Origin of the sequence: Streptomyces venezuelae ATCC 10712, from assembly GCF_008639165.1 — a bacterium.
Taxonomy (GTDB): domain Bacteria; phylum Actinomycetota; class Actinomycetes; order Streptomycetales; family Streptomycetaceae; genus Streptomyces; species Streptomyces venezuelae.
In genome coordinates this window covers 261,333-284,002 of the sequence record NZ_CP029197.1, presented here as the reverse complement: position 1 = coordinate 284,002, position 22,670 = coordinate 261,333, and the positions used below count along the sequence as shown (strand labels likewise).

The window sequence follows — 22,670 nt, the reverse complement described above, 5'->3', positions numbered from 1 at the left end:
GTCCGTCAGGACGGGGAAACCCGCACGTCAGCGGCCTTCACAAAGGCCACCCGATGGCCGAACTGGATCTGGTAGTACTCCTCCTGACCCCGGACCACCTTGTGCCCGCTGCTGTCGAACACCGGCGCGAAGAAGTACTCGCCCGGGGTCCGGCCGCCCACCACGTACCGCTGACCGGCGAGCAGCCGGTACGGCAGCGGCGACACCGCCTGCACCGGCACACCCGCCGGATACGCCGCGGCCTCCGGGTACGCCCGGCCGTACACCGGCACCGACGCGAGCCCCTCGCGCGGCGTCAGGACGAGCCCCCGGGCGTTCACGGCGGTCGGCGCCTTCACGGGGTTGTGGAACCACGCCATCTGCCCGAGGTACCAGACCGCCGTCCAGTCGCCCCGGCGCTCCGCCACCGCGAAGCTCTGCCCCGTCGAGGCACGCGCCCCCGTGTCGTTGACGCCGGTGGTCGAGTCCTGCCCGCCCGGACGCAGCCCGATGTCCTTCACCAGGGGCGCGTCGGCGCTCGGGGCGGTGTGCAGGCGCACCGCCCCGCTGCCGTGCGGCGCGCACGCCTCGCCCGCCGTGACACAGCCCGTGTAGACCGGGCGGTTCGCGCCGTACTCCGGCCGGATCGTCACCACCTCCGCCCGGGGACCGGCGCTCGGCGTGATCGGACGGCCCAGCAGCCGGAAGTAGTGTGCCCAGTCCCAGTACGGACCCGGGTCGGTGTGCATGCCCTTGATCGAGGACGTCACCGTCCCCGGCACGTTGTCATGGCCCAGGATGTGCTGCCGGTCGAGCGGGATGCCGTAACGGGCGGCGAGGTACCGCACGAGCCGCGCCGACGTCCGGTACATCGCCTCCGTGTACCAGGAGTCCGGCGCCGTCAGGAAGCCCTCGTGCTCGAGCCCCACCGACTTGGCGTTCACGAACCAGTTGCCCGCGTGCCAGCCGACGTCCTTCAGCCGCAGGTGCTGCGCGACGTGTCCGTCGGAGGACCGCAGCGAGTACTGCCAGGACACATAGGTCGGGTCCTGCACCAGCTTCAGGGTCACGTCCCAGGTGGCCTCGGTGTCATGGATGACGATGTAGTCGATCGACTGGGAGTCGGGCCGGTTCGCCTTGTCGTGGTTGCCGTAGTCGCCGTCGCCGAACTCCTCGTAGGGCGCCGGGATCCACTCGCAGGCCACCGAGCGCGGGCACTCCACCGGCCCGCCGGCCGGGCGGCGCAGCCCGAGGGCCGCGACCTGCTCCGTGGCCGGCTCCACCGACGGGGCGGCCGGGAGGGTCACCACCTGGCCGCTGTCCGTACGCCGCGACTCCCCGGCCCGGATCACGTCGAAGACGTCGTTCGCGTACGTCGAGGCGGTCGCCGAGTCGTCGGCGCCGGAGTACCGCGCCACCGCCCCGTACCAGTCGCCCGGGTCCGTGCTCGCGGGAAGACCGGCCTCCCGCTGCGCGGCGGCGAGCAGCGCGGCCCCGCCCTCGATGTTCGCGGCCGTCCCGGTCCGCAGCTCCTCGGCCGGAATCCCGGAGAGCGCGGACGCCCGCTCCAGGGTGCGCAGCCGGGCGGGCAGCGACGCGGCGGCCGGGACCGGCGTACCGGCGCCCGAGCGCACGGCGCGCGAGGAGTCGCCGCGCGCGTCCTCCGCCTCCTCCGAGTGGTGCGGCGCGGACCCGGCCAGGGCCGTCACCGCGTCCGTCAGGTGCATCGGCCCGTAGCCGCCGGTCACACTCGGCGCGCCCCCGTGCGCGTCCCAGCGCGACTGGAGGTAGGAGACGGCGAGCAGCACGCTCTCGGGTACGCCGTGCCGGGTGGCCGCCCGCGCGAACTGCTCCTGGAGGGCACCCGCCTCGGGCACCTGGGCACCGGCCTGGGGAGCGGCGGACAACAGGGGGAAGAGCAGGGCGGCGGACGCGAGCACGCCCACCGTTCTCGGTGCACGACGCGAAGCCGTACGTCTGAGGGACGCGGAACGGAGCAAGGCAGCCTCCAGGGGCGGGGGGTGACACCGGGGCGTGCGGGACCGAACCCGTACAGGGGTATCGGCTCCCGGACGATCCGTCAATCACGCCTGCGCGAACGGAAGTTCCCACGTCAGAGCGGGAATGGAGGCCATCTGGCGGAGTTTCGCGAAGACGGGTCCCGGGCCAGCGACGCGTCAGTGGAGTGGACCATTGGCTCCGTCACGGGCGCCGCCGAAGTCGGCGCGGGCGGACGTGCCGGTGCGCCGCGTCCCGGTGTGTCGGCACCGGGCGCACGGCGCACCCCCCGTGTCGTCGGCCGGGGCCCGCGCTCAGCGCGTCCCGACCGCCGCGCGCACGGCCCGCCGTGCCATGGCGCAGTCGTCGTGCAGCCGCCTCAGCAGCAGCCGCTGTTCCTCACCGGGCGCGAGGGCGCCCGTCGGCACCGGTACGGAACCGGCCGGCGGAGCCTCCTTCATGGTCCGCTGCACCGCCGTCTCGTAGGTACGGATCTCCCGGGTCAGCACGATCATCAGGTTCACCAGGAACGCGTCCCGGGAGGCCGGGCCCGCCTGCTGGGCGAGCTGACTGATCTGGCGCCGCGCCAGCGGCGCGTCACCGAGCACCGCCCACAGGGTCGCCAGGTCGTAGCCCGGCAGGTACCAGCCCGCGTGCTCCCAGTCGACGAGGACCGGTCCCGCGGGGGAGAGGAGGATGTTGGAGAGCAGGGCGTCACCGTGACAGAACTGGCCCATGCCCTGGCGGCCGCCCGCGTGCGCCAGACCGTGCAGCAGCTTCTGCAGGTCGTCCCGGTCCCGGTCGGTGAAGAGACCGAGCTCGTGGTAGCGCGCGATCCGGGTGCCGTAGTCCAGCGGGGCGTCGAAGGTCCCGGCCGGCGGCCGCCAGGCGTTCAGCCGGGCGATCGCACCGAGCGCGGCCCGCACGTCGGCCCGGGGCGGAGCCTCGACGGGGTGACGCGACAGCGCCGCCGCCCGCCCGGGCATCCGCTCGATCACCAGCGTGCAGTTCTCCGGATCCGCGGCGATCAGCCGCGGCGCCCGCACCGGCGGACGGTGGCGGACGAAGGAGCGGTAGGACGCTATCTCGTGCCGGAACCGCTCGACCCACGCGGGGGAGTGGTCCAGTAAACACTTCGCGACCGCCGTGGTCCGCCCGGTCGTCCCGACGATCAGTACGGAACGCCCGCTGCGCCGCAGCACCTGGACCGGGTTGAACTCCGGGCAGATGCGGTGCACGGAGGCGATCGCCATCTTCACCTGCGCCCCCTGGGGGCCGGACAGATCGATTCTCCCGCTGATCGGCTGGGTCCCCGTGCCGGCCGCCCAGCGCCTGGGCCGTACGGCCTGCGGGGCGGGAGCGAGGTAGGGTCCGGCGCCGGCCTGGACGATGCGGTGCTGCGGCCGGGGCGGGGCGGACACGGAGGACGATGCTGTGTACATGGAGGTGACAGATCCCTTCGTGTGCCGACGAGTTGCGTGCGTCGCCCCGCCCGCCCCCGGTCCGCACCCTGGGGAATGAGGGCCGGTCGGCGGGGCGGGGTGGCGCTTTCCTACCTGACACCCGGTGGCGGGTGGCGGAACATCTCGCGCACCCTGGCGAAGCCTGGCGAATTGTCGCCAGGCCTATGACAGGGGGTTACTGTCAACTCAGCCGAGAACCTGGGGGCTTAGACGTGACCGAGCAAACCAACACCCGCCTGGCAGACCTGTTCGGCCTGGCCGGCTGGTCCAAGGGCGAACTCGCGAGACTCGTCAACCGGCAGGCGGCGGCCATGGGCCACCCCCAGCTGGCGACGGACACCTCACGGGTGCGGCGCTGGATCGACCGCGGAGAAACCCCGCGCGATCCCGTTCCCCGGGTGCTGGCAGCACTGTTCACCGAGCGACTCGGCCGTGTCGTGACCATCGAGGACCTCGGGTTCGTACGACACGGGCGCAGCGGAAAGAGGCAGGACGTCAGGAAGACGGAGAACCCTGACGGGCTGCCCTGGGCACCCGATCGTACGGCGGCGGTCCTCACCGAATTCACGGGAATGGACCTCATGCTCAACCGACGCGGCCTGGTGGGCGCGGGTGCCGCGCTTGCCGCCGGCTCCGTACTCAGCAATGCCATGCACGACTGGCTGCAGACCGACCCCACACGCCAGAACACCCCCCCACGCGCCATCGATCCCCTCCACGCCGACCCCGCTGGGTTCGACCGCTACGAGGCCGCCCCCATCGGGTCGGAGGAGATCGAGGCACTGGAGCACTCGGTGGAGGTGTTCCGTGCCTGGGACGCCTCACGGGGTGGCGGACTCCAGCGCAAGGCCGTGGTGGGCCAGCTCAACGAGGTGGGCGGCATGCTCGCCTACCGCCACGCCGACCACCTCCAGCGGCGCCTCTGGGGCGTCGCCGCCAACCTGGCCGTCCTGGCCGGCTGGATGTCCCACGACGTGGGCCTCGAACCCACCGCGCAGAAGTACTTCGTGATCGCCGCCCACGCGGCCCGCGAGGGCGGCGACCGGCCCCGGGCCGGCGAGGCGCTCTCCCGCGCCGCCCGCCAGATGGTGCACCTGGGCAGGCCCGACGACGCCCTCGACCTCATGAAGCTCGCCAAGGACGGCTCGGGCGAGCGGGTACTGCCCCGCACCCGCGCCATGTTCCACACCATCGAGGCCTGGGCGCAGGCCTCGATGGGCCGGGGGCAGGCCATGCGGCGCACCCTCGGCGAGGCCGAGGACCTGTTCGTGTCCGACCGGCGCGACGAGAAGAACCCGAGCTGGATGCAGAACTTCGACGAGGCCGACATGCACGGCATGCAGGCCCTCGCCTACCGCACGCTCGCCGAGCACGACCCGGCGGCGGCGATCCCCGCCCAGCGTCACGCCAAGCTGGCGCTCGAACTGCGGCGCGGCGGCCACGACCGCTCGAAGCTCTTCGACCACATCTCGCTCGCCTCGGCCTGCTTCATCGCCGACGACCCCGAGCAGGCCGACCGGTACGCCCGGCTCGCCCTGATGTCCATGGGGGAGACCTCGTCCCACCGCACCTGGGACCGGCTCCGGGAGATGTACCGGCTCACCGGGCAGTACGCGGGATACGCGAGGATCGAGCACCTGCGCGAGGAGATCGAACTGGCCCTGCCCAGGTCACCGGTCAACCGGCCGAGGACGGGGCAGGCCTGAGGCGGCGGGTACGGAGAGGGGCGAGGCGGACGGGACAAGGCGGCCGGGGCGACGCGGCCGGGGGCCCCTCCCCGCCGGGCCGGTCAGCGACCGACCCGGACCACCATCACGCAGGCGTCGTCCTCGCGCAGCTCCTCGCCGAACTCCTGGATCAGCGCGCGCACCCCGTCCTGGGCGTCCCTCGCCGCCACCAGCCGGTGGCCGAGGGCGAGCAGCCGCCGCGTACCGCTGTCGTCGTCGAGACCGCTGCCGCGGGTCAGCCCGTCGGTGTGCAGCACCAGCAGGTCACCGGGGACCAGCCGGGTCTCGGTCTCCCCGTACACGGCCCCGGTCGTCGCTCCGAGCAGGACGCCCTCGGGCCGCCGGAGGACGTGCCCCGTCCCGTCGCGGAACAGCAGCGGGGCGGGGTGGCCGGCCTGCGCCCAGGTCAGTGTCTGGGCGACCGGGTCGTAGCGGCAGCACATCGCACTGCCGAGCGCGGGTTGGGCGGAGGTCTCCAGGAGCTGGTTGAGGTGGCCCATCAGGGCGGCCGGCCGGATACCGGCCACCGCCATGCCGCGCAGGGCGCCGAGGAGCATCGCCATGGACGAGGTCGCGGTGACCCCGTGGCCCGTCAGATCACCGACGGTGAGCAGCGCGTCCCCGTCGGGCAGCGCGAGGGCGTCGTACCAGTCGCCGCCGATGAGACCGGTGCTGGCGGCCGGCAGGTAGTGGGCGGCCACGTCGAGCGGGGCGGGGCCGTCGTGGGCGAAGCGGAGCGAACCGCGCCACGGGGGGAGCACCGCTTCCTGGAGCTCGACCGCGACCCGCCGCTCGGTCAGTTCGATGTGACGGCTGCGCTCCAGACTGTCCCGGGTCTCCCGCACCGCCCGCTGGCTGCGCCGCAGTTCGCTGACGTCGCGGAGCACGGCCCACATGGACGCGGTGCAGCCGTCGGCGTCCAGGACGGGCTCGCCGGTCATGTGCACCGTACGGACGCGGCCGTCGGTCCGGACGATCCGGAACTCCCCGTCGATCGGCTTCCCGTCGATCAGGCAGTCGGTCACCAGGCCCTGGAGCACGGGCTGGTCCTCGGCGAACACCATGGTGGGCATCTCGTCCAGCGACATGGGGCCGCTCTCGCGCGCGCGTCCGAAGATCTGGAACAGTTCTTCGGACCAACTGACCTCGTCGGTCAGCAGGTTCCACTCGGCGCTGCCGACGCGGGAGAGCAGCGAGCCGGTGCGCGGCGGGGCGATCTCGCCGTACGCCGTGCCGGGGTCGGTCGCGAGCGCCGTGTCGGGAGCGGCCTCGGCGATCGGCTCGGGGGCGACCTCCTCCGGAGCGCCCGCCCGGAGCTGACCCAAGTGCGCGCCCAGGTCGTCGAGTTGGTGAACCGCCAGGTCGCAGAGGGCGCGCTGCCAGCGCTGCTGGGGGTCGTCGTCGTTGACCACGGCTTCCCGGCGCACGGCGACGAGCTCGCCGCGCAGGCGACGGGTCTGTGAGATCAGCGCGTCCACCGCGCCCGGCTCCGGCTGCTGGGCGGGGCGATCCGCGAACAGGGGGGACGGCATGTCGTACTCCGATACAGGCGCGGCACGGCCAGGCCAGGTGGGAAAGTGAGGCCCGCATACGACTGTTGCACAGCCCGCGACAGCCCGTAAGGGATTTGGCAACACTCGATCCGGTGGTGCTTCTGGCATATGTCAAAGGCCCAGCGATTATCGGCCAGGGCCCGACGCGTTACGGTGCGGGGGTGGTGAACGACGAGGACAACGGCACGATGGGCATGCGTACGGGGGTCAACGGGACCACTGGTACGGGAGTTACGGAAGCGGCGAGAGAGGCACGTCCGAGGGGGAGAGGCACGACGGTGAAGGGCCCCGGCGCGACACCTGCCGCGACCACCACGGCAACCGGCTCCCCGGCCGCGCACGGCAACGGGTCCACGGCCGCGCACGGCAACGGGTCCACGGCCGCGCACGGCAACGGCTCCCCGGCCGCGCACAGCAACGGGTCCTCGGCCGTGCACGGCAACGGGTCTCCGACCGCGTATGGCAACAACTCCCCGGCCGTGCACGGCAACGGCTCTCCGGCCGTGCACGGCAACGGGTCTCCGACCGCGTATGGCAACAACTCCCCGGCCGTGCACGGCAACGGCCCCGTGGCCGCCGCCGGCTCCGTCGTCGTCGGCCCCACGGGCACCACCGGACCCACCGCCACCCCTGCCGCCCCCGCCGTCACCGGTACCGCCGTGCTGCTCGCCGCCGCGCCCGCCGGGCGCGGGCGGGCCATGGACGCCGCCTCCGTACTGCCCGCCCTCGCCGCCGTACCGCCCGGGGTCCTCACCGGCACCCCCACCGCCACCGTCGTCGAACTCGCCGACCCCCTCGACCCGCAGACCGTCCTCACCCGGCTCCGCGCCGCGGCGGCCGGCCCCGGCCCCCTGGTCCTCTGCCTCGCGGGCCAGCTCCACCTCGACCGCCGCCAGCAGCTGCCGCACCTCGCGCTCGCCCGCACCACCCCGGCCACCCTCCGCTACACCGCACTGCCCTGGCACTGGCTGGCCGGCGAACTCGGCGCCCGCACCCCCGGCACCACCACCGTCGTCGCCGACCTCGCCGCCGACCCCGCCGTCTGGGAACGCCTGCGCACCACACCCGACCTGCTCCACCTCGGACCGGGACCGCTCCTCTACGGACGGGTCGCCCCCGCCCCGCGACGGGGCGAGCCCATGACCCCCGGGTACCTCAGATCCTGGGCTGAACTCTGGCGCTCCGGCGCCCGGCTGCCCCACGCGACCCTCCACGCCGAGGCCGCCGCGCACGCCGCCGCGGCCGCACCCGAAGCGCTCCTGCTGGCACCCGCTCCCGCTACCGCGCCGGCCCCGGAGCAGGACCCGCACCCCGCGATCCTGGCCGCCGCGATGGCCGGACGGCACGGGGAGGCGGCGTCGGTCGCCGCGGCCTGGGAGCGCGAGGCGCTCCGCCGCCACGGACCCCGGTCGGCGGAGGCCGTCCACTGGACCGAGGTGCGGGCCGACCTCGCCCGTCTCGCCGGCGACCCCGCCCGCAGCTGCGAACTGTGGCTCTCCGCCGCCGAGGCCCGGCTCGCCCTGCGGCAGCCGGCCGACGACCCCGACGTCGAGGGGGCCGTCGACCGGGCACACCACCAGTGGGAACAGATCGGCGACCGGGAACGGGCCCGCGCCCTCGGCGCCCCCCTCGTCGCCCTGCGGCAGCGGGTCCCCGGCCGCCAGGCCGGAGCCCTCGCCGCCCTCACGCGACGCATGGCCGGCTGAGCCCCGCGTCCGCCGCCCCCGAAAGGAACCCGCGTGACCTCGCTCGCCACCGCCCAGCGTTCGCTCGCCGACCCGTCGGTACGCCATCCGCTCTGGCCCCCGCTCACCCGCGGCTGCCCGGTCACCTCCACCGAGGAGGTCGCGTACCCCCTCGACATCGACTACGCCTACGACGAGGTCCCCGCCGACCTGTTCACCGCCCCGCCGCCCACGGCCTCGAACGGTGGGCCCCGCTGCTCCCGCCGCTGGCCGCGCCCGGCCTCGGCGAGGGCAACACCCCGCTGGTCGAACTGCCCGACGGCGTCTGGATCAAGGACGAGTCCCGCAACCCCACCTGGAGCCACAAGGACCGGCTCAACCGGGTCGCCGTCAGCGCCGCCGTCGCCTCGGGCGCGCGGGGCGTCGTCGTCTCCTCCTCCGGCAACCACGGCGCGGCGGCCGCCGCCTACGCGGCCCGCGCCGGACTGCCCTGCGCGGTCTTCACCTCCCCGGACGCACCACCCGCGGTCGCCTCCCACCTCCGGGCGTACGGGGCGACGGTGCTGACCGTTCCGGTCGCCTCGGTGCGGCCCCTGATGCGCCGCATCGTGGACGAACTCGGCTTCCAGAGCGTCAGCAGCGTCACGGACACCGCCCACACCGGGCACCCCTTCGGCCCCGAGGGGTACAAGACCCTCGCCTACGAGATCGCCCTCGGTCTCGGCCGCGCACCCGCGGCCGTCCATCTCCCCACCGGATACGGCGAGTTGCTCTTCGGCGTGGCCAAGGGCTTCCAGGAGCTCGCCCGGCTCGGGGTCACCGGCTCCGTGCCCCGGATGTACGCCACCGAGCCCGCGGCGGCCGGCGCCCTCACCGAAGCACTCCGCACCGGCCGCCCCGTCGCCCGGGTCCCCGTGACCCCGACCACCGCGTACGCCATCGACTGCGAGATCAGCGGCTACCGCGGCGTCCTCGCCGTCCGGGACACCGGCGGGGCGGCAAGGAAGGTGACGGATAATCAGATGACTGCGGCGCGAGCGGAATTGGCGGCCCAGGGCCTCTGGTGCGAGACCTCGGCGGCCGCCGGCCTCGCCGGCCTGCGCGCCCACGGTCCGCACGACGACGACGGGCCGGTCGTGTGCGTGGTCACCTCCAGCGGCTACAAGGACATCGGCACGGCACGGGAGACCCACGCACCGACGCCCCCGGACTGGACGGCCATCGAGGCCGCCCTGACGCGGCCCTAGGGGGCGCCCTGTCCGTGAGGCAGCCCCTGGGAGCCGGTCCCGGCCGTGTCGGGGAGGACGACCCGGATGCCGAACTCGTAGGTGCCGGTGGCCGTCGCGATGCCCATGAAGAGCAGGGCGAAGTGCTCCTGGCCCCGCGCGGTGCCGATGCCGCCGAGGTCGAGGAGCGCGTCGTCGGCCCAGCCGAGATCGGTGACCAGACCGCGCACCACCGTCTTGGCCTCCGCGTCCTCACCCGAGAGGAAGACCGTGGCCGGACCCTCCAGGGACTCCGGCGCGACCATCACCTTCCGGTCGATGGTGCACAGCGTCTTCACCACCCGGGTCTCCGGGAAGGCCCGCTGGATCTCCTCGCCGAGACTGACGTCCGGGTGCGAGAGCGAGCCGTCCTCCAGGAAGCCGACCCCGACGTCCAGAACGATCTTCCCGGCGAGCGCCGGGGCGCCGATCGTGCGCAGCAACTCCACGGAGGCCGTGCCCGGCGTGGCGTTCACCAGTACCTCGGCGTGCGCCGCGGCCGCCGCGCAGCCCTCGACCCGTAATCCCGACGTGATGAGTTCCTTGAGCTCGGTGAGCCGTTCCGGGTCGTCCGGCCGGCGTGATCCGACGACCACGTCATGGCCGGCCCGCGCCCACGCCGACGCGAGTGCCTGTCCCACATTTCCTGTTCCGAGAATTCCGATACGCATGAGCTCCACCCTGCCGCCCCCGCACCCGACCGCGCCTCGGCCTCGGGGCCGTGCCCGCGTCCGCCCCTTGCCCTAGGCCGCGTGACGGACGACCCGGGCGGGGCTGAGATGATCGGAGGTATGGCCAACTCGCCGATCTCGGCCCCGACACCGCGAGCCGCTTCCGTCGCCACGGAGCGGCTCCTGCTGCGCCCCGTACGCCAGGCCGACGTGCCGGCGATCACCCGGCTGTGGACGGACCCTCAGGTCAGGCACCATCTGGGCGGGCCGGTCGCCGAGCAGGTCGTCCGGATCCGGCAGCGGCGGGTCGTCGGCGCGCCCGGTGTGCACGCCGTGGTGCGGGCGGCCGACGGCGTACTGCTCGGCATCGTGACGGTGGAACCGGAGGCGCGGGAGGGGGAGACGGAGGTCTCGTACCAGTTCCTGCCCGAGCACTGGGGCCACGGCTACGCCCGCGAGGCGGTCGCCGCGGTCGTCGAGGCGACGCTCGCCGGCACCCCCAGCGTGGTCGCCCTGACCCAGGAGGCGAACCACCGCTCCCGGCGGCTCCTGGAGGCCGTCGGCATGACGCACGTCTCCTCGTTCGTCGAGTACGACGCCCACCAGGTCCTCTACCGCCGCAGCCGCTGACCCGCCGGCCGCCCGCGGCTCACGCGGGCTTCTCGCCCGCCGCCAGCTTCGCGATCGTCCGCTCCAGCCGCTGCGCGCGGCCCTTCGCGGTGCGCGCCTGCCACAGCCGCATGATGATCAGGTACTGGTCGGTCTTCCCGAGCGTCTCGTAGCCGGCTCGGGCGGCTTCGTCGGCGGCCAGCGCCGCCGCGAGGTCGTCCGGCACGGTGGCCTCCGCCTGGGAGGGGTACGCGGATTCCCACCGGCCGTCCGCCTGCGCGGCCCGCACCTCGGCGAGACCCGGCTCCCGCATCCGCCCCGCCTCGGTGAGCACCGCGACCTTGCGGACGTTCACCTGGGACCAGAGGCTGCGCGAGCGCCTCGGGGTGTATTTCTGGTGGTAGTAGGCCTCGTCGCCGCCCTTGCGCTGCCCGTCGATCCAGCCGAAGCAGAGCATGCAGTCGAGGATCTCGGGATTCGTCAGCGACGCGCCGCCCTTGCCCTTCTTGGCGATCCGCAGCCAGACCCCCGGCCGGTCGGCATGGTGCTCCTCCAGCCACGCCTCCAGCTCCGCGGTCTCCGTGAAGGTCATCAAGTCGAGTCCCTCGTACTGCTCCACCGGAGCGGCCCCCTGTCGTCGGTCGTCGTCGGTCGTACGGTCCGGGCGTCGCCCGGAGCGCTCGCGCCCCAGGATAGGGACACCGCCGGGGGAGCGGCCGGAGTCGGCCCGCACGGGCCGCGTACGATCTGCGGATCGTCCACCGGGACACCCGATCCGAGGAGCTCTGCCCCATGTCCTTCCTGGTGATCGGCGAGTGCGTCGCCGACATCGTGCGCGCCCCGGCCGGATCCGGCGACGCCGACCGCGTCCACCCCGGCGGCAGCCCCGCCAACGTGGCCTACGGTCTCGGCCGACTCGGCCGGCCGGTCACCCTCCTCACCCAGCTCGCCGACGACCCCACCGGACGGCTCATCGAGGCCCATCTCCAGGGCGCGGGCGTACGGGTGGAGGTCGTCGACCCGCCGGTACGCACCCCCTCCGCGGTCGTCGGTCTCGACGCGCGCGGCCACGCCTCGTACACCTTCGACATCGCCTGGACGCTGACCGGCGGGGCGCCGGCCGACCTGGCGCCCGGCCATGTGCACATCGGCTCGATCGCCGCCGTCACCGCACCCGGCGCGGCCGCCGTCCTCGCCGAGACCGAACGGCTCCGGGACCGGGCCACCGTCAGCTACGACCCCAACGTGCGGCCCGCCCTGATGGGGGAGCACGGTCCGGCCGTCACCCGGGTCGAGCGCTGTGTCGGCCTCAGCGACCTGGTCAAGGCGAGCGACGAGGACCTGGCCTGGCTGTACCCGGGCGAGGAGCCGAACGCGGTCGCCGCCCGCTGGCTCTCCCTCGGCCCCGCCGTCGTCCTCGTCACCCGGGGCGCCCAGGGCGCGCTCGCCTTCACCCGCGACCACACGGTCGCCGCCGACGCGCCCCGGGTCACCGTCGTCGACACCGTCGGCGCGGGTGACTCCTTCATGTCCGCCGCCCTCGACGCGCTCGTCGGACGCGGTCGGGACGCCCTGGGCGCGCTCGGTGCCGGGGACCTCGCCGAGCTGCTGCGGGTGGCCGCGGCGGCCGCGGCCGTCACCGTCTCCCGGGCCGGCGCCCAGCCGCCCGACCGGGCCGAACTGGACGCCGCCCTGGAGCGGTTCGCCGCTCTCAGGTCCGGGCGTGCGTGGTGATGTCCGAGGCGAACTGCTCGACCATCGCCGGGGTCACGGTCGGCCTGCACTCCGCGATGGCCGCCAGATAGTCCGCGGTGCTCGCCCCCGGCACCGGAGCGTCGCCGCCCCGGCCGGCGACGGCGAGCAGGTCCCGCTCGAAGGACGCCTGGGCCGCGATCCGGGCCGCGTGCTCGATGTCGGCGGGGGTGAACAGGTCGCTCGCCAGGACCAGTTCGTCGATGTCGACGTCCGCCCTGCCGTCGGTGTACCGGGACCAGATCGCCGCCCGCGCGGCCTTGTCCGGCGTACCGATCGGGATGAGGTAGTCGAAACGGCCAGGGCGCAGGAACGCCGGGTCCAGGGAACGGATCGAGTTGGTCGCGCAGACCAGCAGCCGCTCGTCCCGCTCCCGGAAACCCGGTATCAGCTTGAGCAGTTCGTTCGTGACCCCGTGCATGCCACCGGGCTGCGCGGGCTCCGAACGCACCGGCGCGATCTCCTCGACCTCGTCGATGAAGACGAGCACCCGGTCCAGCTCGGCGATCCGGGCGAACGCCGACCGCAGGGCGGCGGCGAGGTTCCCCTCGTCGGCCAGCCGGGACGGCAGGATCTCCACGAAGGGCCAGCCCAGGCGGGAGGCGATGCCGCGCGCGAACGTGGTCTTCCCGGTGCCCGGCGGACCGAACAGGCAGACCGCGCGCGGCGGTCGCACCCCGTGCCGCCCGGCCCGCTCCGGCTCCGCGAGCGGCAGCACCACCCGGCGCTCGATCAGATCCTTCTCCCGCTCCATTCCGGCGACCTTGGCCCACAGGTCGCCGGGGAGCAGCCGGCCGCCGAGGTCGTCGAGGAGCCCGGCGGCGGGACCGTGCAGCGGCTCCACCTTCTCGAAGTACGCGACGGCGGGCTGACGGGTGTACCCGGCGTTGAGCAGGCCTTCGCCGAGGAGCTCCTCCTCGGGCAGGACGTACGCGATGCGTCCGACGCGGGCCGCCACGAGCCGCCGCTCGAGCTCCACGAGGAGCGCGCTGGCCAGACCGCGGCCGCGCCAGGCCGAGGAGATCGCGATCCGCATGACCCAGGCCCGCTCGCCGGAGACGCAGGCGAGCGCGGCCCCGATGGGTACGCCCTGGTGGACGGCGACCACGGCCGGCTGGCGGGTGGTCAGGGCGCCGATGCACTCGGCCAGCGAGAACACGGACTCCTGGCCCAGTTCCGCCGTGGTGTCGATCAGGTGGACGACGGCGGCGAGATCGCTCTCGCGGTAGTCGTGGATGTGCCAGTTCACCGGTGGTACCGCCCCTCGTTGGTGCCGTTGCGGCGAGGCTAGGCGGGGCCAGGGAGGCAGGTCGTGCGCCATCCTGCACAAGGCGGCCGGGGCGAACGCGCCGTACCGGCTCTATGCGCCGGCCGGTCGCGGACGGTCCGGACACGCGAAAGCCCCCGGAAGGGATTCCTTCCGGGGGCCGCGTGCGCGAACGGTGCCTGGGTCAGGCGGACGGTGCCTGGGTCAGGCGGACGGTCCCTGGGACAGGCGGGGCCGTGGGGACGGCCGGGACCGTGGGGACGGCCGGGACCGTCAGTAGGCCGGGGCCAGCTTGGGGTTCGGGCCGTGCTCGTTCTCGTGCTGGTCGCCCTCGGTGCAGGCGAAGATCAGGAGCACGATGAAGCCGACGAGCGGGACCAGGCCGATGAGGACCCACCAGCCCGAGCGGCCGGTGTCGTGGAGGCGGCGGACCGTCACCGCGAGGGACGGCAGGAAGATGCCGAGCGAGTAGATCGTGCTCAGCAGCTGCATGTCGAGCGACAGGTCGACGACGGTGAGGACGATCGAAATGATCACGTTGATCAGCTCGAACATCCAGAATTCCTTGCGGCGGGCCCGGCCGTTGAAGACGACGTACTTCTTCAGGACTTCGAGGTACCAGTTCACTTTGTCCCCCCAAGGACTGGGTATGCGAGCGGGAGCCTGTCCCTGTGGAGCAAGCTTTACGCAGAACTTAGGTGGCTCAAACCGCGTGGGTCAATTCGTTACCGGGCAGTGGCCGTTCCGCCGTGGGAAACAGTGAACGGCGGCACCTCCGGGGTGGGAGGGGCCGCCGTTCCGGGAGAGGATCAGAACGTCACGTCCTTCTCTTGGTCATGAGCAGTCCGCCGGCCGTGAGGGAGAACAGGCAGACGCACGCGCCGGTGATGACGTTGCTGAGGATGGTGCCGGTGTCGGGGCTCTGTCCGACCACCCACGGGGCGATGATCAGCCACGCGCCCATCAGCAGGACCACGAAGTTGAGGTCCTGGGACCGCTCGGGAACCATCGACATACACAGGCCGAGGACCGCGAGGGCGATGCCGACGACCAGGTTGCTGATGGCGAGCGCCGGCTGGGTGGCGGAGAAGTGGACCGTCCACGCGGAGATCGCGGCGTAGATACCGGCGAGGATCACGAGCTCCTAGACCGCCGCGACACCCCTGGTCTGGAGCATACGGGCATATCGGTCCCGCATTTCCGGTGCATCGGGGTGTCCTGCGATATCACCAGGACGGTGAGAGACGTCGGCCATACGACTCGCCTCCTTCTGGCGTCATGCACGTCTGACCGCACTTGCGACGAATATCGTCGCTGCTTCATTGTGCTCTTATCTGGCCTTTATGTGTAGGTCTGTCCGATAAGGGATGTCCACAGAATTCGGGCCGTGGATATGCGTGGAACCACCAAATGCCGATCATCGTTCAGTAAATGTCCAGGTAAAAGCGACCCGGCCCGTTCGGATCGGTCCGCGGAGGGTGGCCGACGGCATCCCGGCGTAGCCTGGAAGTGGACTCGGGGACCCCCTTCTCCAGCGCCGGGAGCGGATGATGGCCGGCATCGTCAAGAAGAACTTCGACGCAGCGGACGAGACCCGTCCCTTCGAAGACGGCAAGGGCAGGCTCGATCTGGTCAACGGGGAACGCGGAGCGGTCGGCCGCGCCGTCTTCGAACCCGGCTGGCAGTGGTCCAAGCACGTCAAGCCGATCGCGGGCACCGACAGCTGTATGGCCTCCCATGTCGGATACATCGTCAGCGGCCGCATGAAGGTCGTCATGGACGACGGTGAGTCGACGGAGTACGGAGCCGGCGACTACATGGAGGTCCAGCCCGGCCACGACGCCTGGGTCCTCGGCGACGAGCCCTGCATGGCCGTCGACTGGACGGGCTTCAGCGACTACGCGAAGCGGTCCTCCTGAGGAACGTCCGTGCCCGAGGGGGAGTTCAGCTCAGCCGTACGCGTCGGTGACGCAGTCGACCGCGCACCGCGCGTGCTCGTACCGGCGGCGCAGCGCCGCCGCCGCGTGCTGTCGCTCCACCTCGGCGTAGCCGTACCGCTCCCGGGCCATCCGCACCACGGCCTCGACGGTCACGATCGCCGGTTCGCCCTCGTCGGCGGCCCGGCGGGCCGCAGCGATCACCTGGTCGGCAGCCCGCTGAAGGTGCCGGTCGTACTCCCGCTGCGCCATCCGCCGGGCCCGTTTGGCGGCGAACGGCCGCGCCGCCCGCCCCTTCCAGACCGTGCCGGCCGTCATCAACCCGACAGCGACGAGGGCGAAGAGAGACACCCCCACCACCGCACCGACATCCCACTTCAGCACCCGCCGCCATCCCCCTTGACCTGCCCGCCGACCGGGGCGGTCCGAGTCTAGGACGGGCGGCACCGCCCCCGCGGCAGGCCCGCAGAGGCGACGGCGTCCGGGCCCCTCGGGCCGGGGGCTCTCCGGCCGGACCCTCCGCGAGGGCCCCTCGGCTCCCGCCCGCCCCACCGTTCCGGCGACTCCGCTCCGGGGAGAGCAGCGATGACGACCACCGAGAGTTTCAGCCTTCTGCAGCCGTACAAGATCGCCGAGGAGACGTTCGTCATCCCGTGGGCCCTGGAGGCCCCGCCGGTCGGCCACTTCCCGATGAACTCGATGGTGATCCGGGGAACCGAACCCGTCCTCGTGGACACCGGGGCGCCAGCGGTGCGCTCCCAGTGGCTGGAGGCGGCCTGGTCCGTCGTGGACCCGCTCGACGTACGGTGGATCTTCCTCACCCACGACGACCGCGACCACGCGGGCAACCTCCTCGCGGTCCTCGCCGAATGCCCGAACGCGACCCTGCTGACGACGTGGTTCTCCATCGGCCGCATGGCGGAGGAGTGGGAGACCCCCGTCAACCGCTGCCGCTTCATGACCGACGGCGACACGATCGACGCGGGTGACCGCACCCTGGTCGCCAAGCGGCCGCCGCTGTACGACAACCCCACGACCCGCGCCCTCTTCGACGCGAAGACCAGCGTCCTGTGGTCGGTCGACACCTTCGCCACGAACGTGCCGGCGCCCATGCCCGAAACGGCGGCGCTGTCGCCGGACGAGTTCCGCGACGGCCAGTTCTTCGGCGGCAGACTCGTCTCCCCCTGGGTCGCCCTGCTGGACCCCCAGAAGTTCGGGGCGGTCGTCAGCGACTTCCAGCACCTGAACGCCGAGGTCGTCGCCGGCTGCCACTGCCCCGTACTCCGCGGCCCCCACATCCCCGAGGCCTACGACCTCCTCCGCCGACTCCCCGAGATCCCCCCGTGGACGGAGTTCACCCAGGCGGACCTGGACCAGTGGATGGCGACCGCCGAAAGCTCGGTCCCTCCGGAACAACCACACCCCTCGGGGACGTGACCGCCCCTCCCCGGGAAGCGGCGCTCGCCGCCACGGGATGGCGCGGCCGCACTCGGCCGCGCCGACCAGCACCCCGCGGGGGGAGTGACACTCCCTAGTCCCGCCGGACGTCCTTCACGAACACCAGGCCGTCGATGGTCGCCAAGTGGGTCGGGTCCAGGGGGGCGTAGCCGAACCATGGGGACACGCGCGGTGCCGGGAGGGGGTCCCCCAGGGTGGTGGCGAGGCGCGGGGCGTCGACGAGGGAGGTGTCCTCCGGGAGCCCGTACAGCAGCCCCTCGACGGTGCCGGGCGGCGGTGTGTCCACCCCCTGGTGCGGGATCGTGCCGAGGGCCGTGGCCACGAAGGCGTACTCCTCGCCGAGCCGGGCGCTCACCAGCGCACCCGCGCTCCACCACTCGACCCGTCCCTGCCACATCTGCATCGAGCTCTTCACCCGCTGGAGATGGGAGTTCTGGGCGTGGACGAGGACCGGGCCGCGCGCGGCCAGCGCGAGGAGGTTCTCGGCCATCATCAGGTCCCGCAGCGCGCACAGACGGGTCATCCGCGTCTCCGAGGGGTCGGCCATCGCATGGTGGTAGCGCAGCAGACCGGTCGCCGTACGCCCGTGGAGCCGCGCCCGGTCCCACTCCTCCCGCGAGGACGTCGCCAGCAGGTGCGGGGTCTGCGCGTCCAGCAACGCCACCAGGTCGTCGGCGAGCAGCCGCAGCCGGTCGGCCTCCGCCGAACGCCCCACGGACCGGGCCGGGTCCATCATCGCGGCGGGCTCGGTCCACCGGTCCTCGGCACCCAGCAGCCGGTCGAGCGTGTCCGTGGCACAGGGGAGCAGCTCGGCGTCGACCCGGGCCGCGAGGTAGCCGTGCAGGGCGACGAGCGCCTCCCGGGGGCTCGCGGCCGCGGTGATCTCCAGGGGGCCGTCGAACCCGGCGAACCGGACGCGCTCGGACTCCGGCCGGCCCTCGTTGTACGCGCGCATCCACCGCACGAGCTCGCGGTTGCCCGCGAACGCGCCCCACTCATGACTGAATCCGCGCTCCATGACCTCGTCGAGTGTCCCGGTGCCCGACGTGACGTGGTCGTCCACGAGCCGGCCCGCCAGGCAGTCGGTCTCCAGCGCGATCGTCCGGTAGCCCTCCTGCTCGACGAGCTGCCGGAAGAGGGCGTTGCGCATGCGGAGGAGCTGGTCCTCGCCGTGGGTCGGCTCGCCCAGGGCGAGCACGCGGGGGCGGGCCGGGAGGAGCCGCAGGACGGACGCGGCCTCGACGGCATGGACGGTCTCTTTGATGTCGGTCGTCATGCCTTCCACGCTATCGTTGAAGGCTCGATTGAGACTTTTGCGCGAGATCGGGGGAACGATGGGGCGAAACCTTCAAAGCGGTGTGCGGCTCAGGCCGGTCGACCTGGCCCGGGAGCACGGTCTGTCCACCCAGGCGGTCCGAAACTACGAGGAGGCCGGCATCCTCCCGGCCGCCGCGCGCACGCCCCACGGCTACCGCGGCTACACCCCGCTGCACGCGGCGGCCCTGCGCGCGTTCCTCGCCCTCGTGCCCGGCCACGGGCACGCGACGGCGACGGCGATCATGCGGGCGGTGAACGAAGGCGCGACCGAGGAGGCCTTCCGCCTCGTCGACGAGAGCCACGCCCAGCTCCTGGACGACCGCCGGACCCTCCGCGCCGTCGAAACCGCCCTCCGCGACCTGGACCCGGCGCCGGCGCGCCCACGTGAAGCGGGGGCGGGGGCGAACGCGGCTGGGGGGACGGTTGCGGGCGCCGGGCCGGTCCCTGCCGAGGGCCCGGTCCCGGCCGGTGAGTCGGTCCCGGCCGTCGGGCCGTCGCCAGACGTCTGGTCGGCCAAGGTCGTCCGTCCCTCCCCGGCCGGCGGGTCGGCCCCGGCCGCCGGGCCGGTCGGTACGTTCATCGGGCCGCTCGCGCGGCAGCTCGGCATCCGGCCCGCGACCCTGCGCGCCTGGGAGGACGCAGGCCTGGTCCGCCCCCGCCGCGACCCGCGGACCGGCTACCGCGTGTACGAGGAGGCCGACGTACGGGACGCCCGGCTGGCCCACCAGCTCAGGCGGGGCGGCCACCCGTTGGAGCAGATCGCCGCGCTGATCGCCCAGGTCCGGGCGGCCGGCGGTCTGGAGCCCCTGGCGGCCACCCTCGCCGGCTGGCACGGCCGGCTGACCGCCCGGGGCCGGGCACTGCTGGCCGGGGCCGCGGAATTGGAGGCGTACCTCCGCGCGCGGGGGTGAGGCACGCGCTGATGCCGCTCCTCCGGGCGTCACCAACGCCGCTCCTCCGGCCGCTACCGGCGCCGCTCCTCCGGCCGCCACCGACGTCGCCCCCCTCGGGCCCCCGGTTTGATCCGGCCGTCCCGATTGGCTTTGATGACGGGTCGGCGCGATCCTCCCGCCGGCCTGCGAGAGGGGTACGGGCATGGCGGGCGGGACGTCCCTCGGGCGGGATTTCGGGTGGCTGTGGGGGGCCTACACCGCGAGCACGCTCGGCACCTGGGTCGCCTTCAACGCCTTCCCGCTGATCGCCGTCACCGTGCTGCACGAGGGCACCACCGCCGTGGCCGCCCTCGCCGCCGTGGGGGCGGCCGTGGGCGCGGCGGTCGCGCTGCCGCTCGGCCCCTGGGTGGAGTTCCGGCGCAAGCGGCCGGTGATGGTCGCCATGGACCTCGTGCGCTGCGGCGCGATGCTCAGCATCGCCGCCGCGTACGCGTTCGACCGGCTCGGCTTCACCCAGCTCCTGGTCGTCTCGGCGGTCGTCGCCACGGCGGACATCACCTTCGGCGCGGCTTCGGGCGCCTGTCTGAAGGCGCTCCTCGGCCCCGAGGAGCGGCTCGTCGCCCAGGCGAGGTTCGAGTCCACGCTCTGGACGGCCACCGTGCTCGGACCACCGCTCGGGAGCGGTCTGGTCGCGCTGCTCGGCCCGGTCGCGACGGTGGCGGTCGACTCCGCGAGCTATCTGCTCTCGGCGGCCGGCATTCGCGCGATCCGGGCTCCTGAACCCCCGCCCGCCCGCGGACCGAGCGCGCGGATGGGGATCGGCGACGTCCTCGAAGGGTGGCGGCACATCCTCGCCCACCCCGTGCTGCGGCCGCTCTTCCTGAACGGCGTCCTCGTCAACGGACTCATCATGGCGACGGCGCCGCTCCTCGCCGTCCTGATGCTGGGGCCGCTCGGTTTCGCCCCCTGGCAGTACGGTCTCGCGTTCGCCGTGCCCTGCCTGGGCGGGCTGCTCGGCTCCCGGCTGGCCCGGCCGCTCGTCGCGCGGTACGGCAGGCACCGGGTGCTGCTCACCTCGGGGGTGCTGCGGGTCTGCTGGCCCGTCGGGCTGGTCCTCGTCCACCCGGGGACGACGGGGCTGCTGCTGGTCATGGGGGTCGAGTTCGCGCTGATCACCTGCGCGGCGGTGTTCAGTCCGGTGCTCGCGGCCCACCGCCTGGACCTGACGGCGAACGACCGGGTCGCCCGCACCCTGACGGCCTGGTCCGTCTCCGCCAAGGCCTCCGTGGCGGGTCTGACCGCGTTGTGGGGGCTGCTCGCCTCCTTCGTCGGGCCCCGGGCGGCGATCGGCCTGGCGGGTGTCCTGCTGCTCGCGACGCCGGTATTGCTGCCCCGGGGGCAGGGGGCCGTCGTGACTAGGGAGAGCAGCTGCCCCGGTAAGGGGTGACCGCCGCGACGCGGAGAGCCGACGTCCCCGGAAGGGGTGAGCGCCGCGATCCGGGATTGACACGTGTAAGTAGCCGGTGACAGGCTCCTTCCCAGGCCTCGTGCGCCCCGGGCAGAACACGTGCGGCCCCGTTCGAGCCCCGTTCGGGCCCCGTGCGCCCCGCGCCGAAGAGCCGCGTGCCCCCGTGCAGAAGGAGCAGCACCCATGAGCACCACCGTCACCACCGCCCGAGGACCCGTCCGCGGTGAGCGCCGCGCCGACGGCAGCCTCCGCTTCCTGGGCATCCCGTACGCGCAGCCGCCCGTCGGCGACCTGCGCTTCGCCGTTCCCGTACCGCCCGAACCGTGGGCGGAGCCGCTGGACGCCACCGCGTACGGCCCGACGGCCCAGCGCCGCCCCTTCGCCGAGGTCACCACCATCCCCGAGCCCTCGGTCCCGGGAGCCGGAGTCCTGAACCTGAACGTGTTCACGCCCCGCGCCGACCCGTCGGCCGCGCTGCCCGTCCTCGTCTGGATCCACGGCGGCGGCTACGTCGCGGGCTCGGCGGCCAGCCCCTGGTACGACGGGGCGGCGTTCAACCGGGACGGCGTCATCCTCGTGTCGGTGGGCTACCGGCTCGGCATCGAAGGCTTCCTGCACCTGGAGGACGCCCCCGACAACCGGGGCGTACGCGACTGGATCGCCGCCCTGGAGTGGGTACGGGACAACATCGCGGCCTTCGGTGGCGACCCCGCCAAGGTCACCGTCGCCGGGCAGTCGGCGGGCGGCGGCGCCGTCCAGACCCTCCTCGCCGTGCCCGCCGCCAAGGGCCTGTTCCGGGGCGCGCTCTCCGTCTCGGGAGCCGTCCCGCAGCCCGACGGCCCCGAGGCCGCCCGCGCCGCCGCCCGGCTCCTCACCTCCCGCACCGGCGTCCCGGCGACCGTCGCCGCGCTCCGTGACCTGTCCGACGACGAGATCCTGGACCTTCAGGACCGCCTGGCCGCACCGGGCCCCGACCGCGAGGGCCTGCCGCCGATGCTGGCCCTCGCCCCCTTCGCGGACGGCGAGCTGATCCCCCGGCCCGCCCTCGAAGCGCTCACCACGGGCGAGGCGGGCGCCGACGTCCCGCTGATGCTCGGCTTCACCGAGCACGAGTTCACGATGTTCCCCGCGCCCGGGCCGGACGGCCCGCCGCTGCCGGTCCTGCTCGGCGGCCTCGGGCTCGACCCCGCGCGGGCCGACGCCGTCACACGGGCGTACGGGGCGGACGGCCCGGAGCGGGTCTTCGGCCAGGCGCTCACCGACGCGACCTTCCGCGCCCCGAACCTGGCCGTCGCCGACGCCCGCGCCGCCCGCGAACGGCCCACCTGGCTCTACGAGTTCACCTGGCGCTCACCGGTCACGGGCCTCGCCTTCCACTGCCTCGACCTGCCCTTCGCCTTCGACCTCCTCGACGCGGAGGGAGTACGGGCCGTCGCCGGGGACACCCCGCCGCGTGAACTCGCCGACGCCCTGCACCGAGCCTGGGTCTCCTTCGTGACCCACCAGGACCCGGGCCCCGACTGGCCCCGCTACACGGCGGAGGGCCGTGTCACGAAGATCTGGGACGAGCACCCCCGCACCGCCGAAGACCCCCTGAGCCCGGTCCGCGCCCTCTGGCTCACCTGACG

Annotated in this window: 19 protein-coding genes and 1 pseudogene; 10 read left to right on the top strand and 10 right to left on the bottom strand. The window is 73.5% G+C overall.

Annotation, left to right across the window (positions count from 1 at the left end):
• Positions 1-5: 5 nt before the first annotated feature.
• Both DEJ43_RS01295 and DEJ43_RS01290 read right to left on the bottom strand, forming a co-directional pair.
• Positions 6-1,925, bottom strand: a complete 1,920-nt coding sequence (locus tag DEJ43_RS01295; RefSeq protein ID WP_015031475.1) for an N-acetylmuramoyl-L-alanine amidase — start codon at positions 1,923-1,925, stop codon at positions 6-8.
• Positions 1,926-2,291: 366 nt separating this feature from the next.
• Positions 2,292-3,419: an aminoglycoside phosphotransferase family protein gene (locus DEJ43_RS01290; protein ID WP_015031474.1), complete on the bottom strand. Its 1,128-nt coding sequence runs from the start codon at positions 3,417-3,419 to the stop codon at positions 2,292-2,294.
• Positions 3,420-3,652: 233 nt separating this feature from the next.
• Between DEJ43_RS01290 and DEJ43_RS01285 the strand changes: the two genes are divergently transcribed.
• The gene (locus tag DEJ43_RS01285; RefSeq protein ID WP_015031473.1) at positions 3,653-5,146 is read left to right on the top strand and encodes a DNA-binding protein NsdB; all 1,494 of its coding nucleotides are present in this window, start codon (positions 3,653-3,655) and stop codon (positions 5,144-5,146) included.
• Positions 5,147-5,229: 83 nt separating this feature from the next.
• Here the strand turns inward: DEJ43_RS01285 and DEJ43_RS01280 are convergent, their stop codons facing one another.
• Positions 5,230-6,699, bottom strand: a complete 1,470-nt coding sequence (locus DEJ43_RS01280; protein WP_015031472.1) for a PP2C family protein-serine/threonine phosphatase — start codon at positions 6,697-6,699, stop codon at positions 5,230-5,232.
• 299 nt (positions 6,700-6,998) lie between these two features.
• Between DEJ43_RS01280 and DEJ43_RS01275 the strand changes: the two genes are divergently transcribed.
• Together DEJ43_RS01275 and DEJ43_RS01270 are read left to right on the top strand one after the other, a co-directional pair.
• Complete coding sequence (locus DEJ43_RS01275) at positions 6,999-8,426, top strand: hypothetical protein (RefSeq protein WP_015031471.1); 1,428 nt, start codon at positions 6,999-7,001, stop codon at positions 8,424-8,426.
• Positions 8,427-8,459: 33 nt separating this feature from the next.
• Positions 8,460-9,652 (top strand): annotated as a pseudogene (locus DEJ43_RS01270) (threonine synthase).
• Here the strand turns inward: DEJ43_RS01270 and DEJ43_RS01265 are convergent.
• The gene (locus DEJ43_RS01265) at positions 9,649-10,341 is read right to left on the bottom strand and encodes an NADPH-dependent F420 reductase (protein WP_015031468.1); all 693 of its coding nucleotides are present in this window, start codon (positions 10,339-10,341) and stop codon (positions 9,649-9,651) included. The pseudogene DEJ43_RS01270 and the gene DEJ43_RS01265 overlap by 4 nt on opposite strands.
• Before the next feature lie 120 nt (positions 10,342-10,461).
• Between DEJ43_RS01265 and DEJ43_RS01260 the strand changes: the two genes are divergently transcribed.
• Entirely contained in the window at positions 10,462-10,971 is a 510-nt protein-coding gene (locus DEJ43_RS01260) for a GNAT family N-acetyltransferase (protein WP_233447905.1), read from the top strand.
• A 19-nt stretch (positions 10,972-10,990) separates the two neighbouring features.
• Here DEJ43_RS01260 and DEJ43_RS01255 read toward each other — a convergent pair whose 3' ends face one another.
• Complete coding sequence (locus DEJ43_RS01255; protein ID WP_015031466.1) at positions 10,991-11,542, bottom strand: YdeI/OmpD-associated family protein; 552 nt, start codon at positions 11,540-11,542, stop codon at positions 10,991-10,993.
• Between the two features lie 200 nt (positions 11,543-11,742).
• Here DEJ43_RS01255 and DEJ43_RS01250 point away from each other — a divergent pair, with 200 nt between their 5' ends.
• Positions 11,743-12,684 carry a carbohydrate kinase family protein gene (locus DEJ43_RS01250; RefSeq protein WP_015031465.1) on the top strand — a complete coding sequence of 314 codons (942 nt, stop codon included), beginning with the start codon at positions 11,743-11,745 and terminating at the stop codon, positions 12,682-12,684.
• Here DEJ43_RS01250 and DEJ43_RS01245 read toward each other — a convergent pair.
• The 3 genes from DEJ43_RS01245 to DEJ43_RS01235 form a co-directional block, all read right to left on the bottom strand.
• Positions 12,662-13,951 carry an ATP-binding protein gene (locus tag DEJ43_RS01245; RefSeq protein WP_041661946.1) on the bottom strand — a complete coding sequence of 430 codons (1,290 nt, stop codon included), beginning with the start codon at positions 13,949-13,951 and terminating at the stop codon, positions 12,662-12,664. The genes DEJ43_RS01250 and DEJ43_RS01245 overlap by 23 nt on opposite strands.
• Positions 13,952-14,242: 291 nt before the next feature.
• On the bottom strand, positions 14,243-14,596 hold the full coding sequence (locus tag DEJ43_RS01240) for a DUF805 domain-containing protein (RefSeq protein WP_015031463.1): 354 nt from the start codon (positions 14,594-14,596) through the stop codon (positions 14,243-14,245).
• A gap of 190 nt (positions 14,597-14,786) precedes the next feature.
• Positions 14,787-15,107 carry an SPW repeat protein gene (locus tag DEJ43_RS01235; RefSeq protein WP_244322126.1) on the bottom strand — a complete coding sequence of 107 codons (321 nt, stop codon included), beginning with the start codon at positions 15,105-15,107 and terminating at the stop codon, positions 14,787-14,789.
• Positions 15,108-15,519: 412 nt separating this feature from the next.
• Here DEJ43_RS01235 and DEJ43_RS01230 point away from each other — a divergent pair, with 412 nt between their 5' ends.
• Positions 15,520-15,888, top strand: coding sequence for a cupin domain-containing protein (locus DEJ43_RS01230; RefSeq protein WP_015031461.1), 369 nt, complete (start codon positions 15,520-15,522; stop codon positions 15,886-15,888).
• 30 nt (positions 15,889-15,918) lie between these two features.
• On the opposite strand, the gene DEJ43_RS01225 is transcribed toward DEJ43_RS01230, so the two are convergent.
• Positions 15,919-16,290, bottom strand: a complete 372-nt coding sequence (locus DEJ43_RS01225) for a hypothetical protein (RefSeq protein WP_015031460.1) — start codon at positions 16,288-16,290, stop codon at positions 15,919-15,921.
• Positions 16,291-16,491: 201 nt separating this feature from the next.
• Here DEJ43_RS01225 and DEJ43_RS01220 point away from each other — a divergent pair, with 201 nt between their 5' ends.
• Positions 16,492-17,343, top strand: coding sequence for an MBL fold metallo-hydrolase (locus DEJ43_RS01220; RefSeq protein WP_015031459.1), 852 nt, complete (start codon positions 16,492-16,494; stop codon positions 17,341-17,343).
• A gap of 94 nt (positions 17,344-17,437) precedes the next feature.
• Here the strand turns inward: DEJ43_RS01220 and DEJ43_RS01215 are convergent, their stop codons facing one another.
• A complete protein-coding gene (locus tag DEJ43_RS01215; protein ID WP_015031458.1) occupies positions 17,438-18,640 on the bottom strand; it encodes an erythromycin esterase family protein in 1,203 nt (400 codons plus the stop codon).
• 58 nt (positions 18,641-18,698) lie between these two features.
• On the opposite strand from DEJ43_RS01215, the gene DEJ43_RS01210 reads away from it, so the two are divergent.
• From DEJ43_RS01210 to DEJ43_RS01200, 3 genes are all read left to right on the top strand, one after another.
• Positions 18,699-19,592: a TioE family transcriptional regulator gene (locus DEJ43_RS01210; protein WP_015031457.1), complete on the top strand. Its 894-nt coding sequence runs from the start codon at positions 18,699-18,701 to the stop codon at positions 19,590-19,592.
• Positions 19,593-19,776: 184 nt separating this feature from the next.
• Positions 19,777-21,021, top strand: a complete 1,245-nt coding sequence (locus tag DEJ43_RS01205) for an MFS transporter (protein ID WP_015031456.1) — start codon at positions 19,777-19,779, stop codon at positions 21,019-21,021.
• A gap of 204 nt (positions 21,022-21,225) precedes the next feature.
• Positions 21,226-22,668, top strand: coding sequence for a carboxylesterase/lipase family protein (locus DEJ43_RS01200; protein ID WP_015031455.1), 1,443 nt, complete (start codon positions 21,226-21,228; stop codon positions 22,666-22,668).
• Positions 22,669-22,670: the final 2 nt, after the last annotated feature.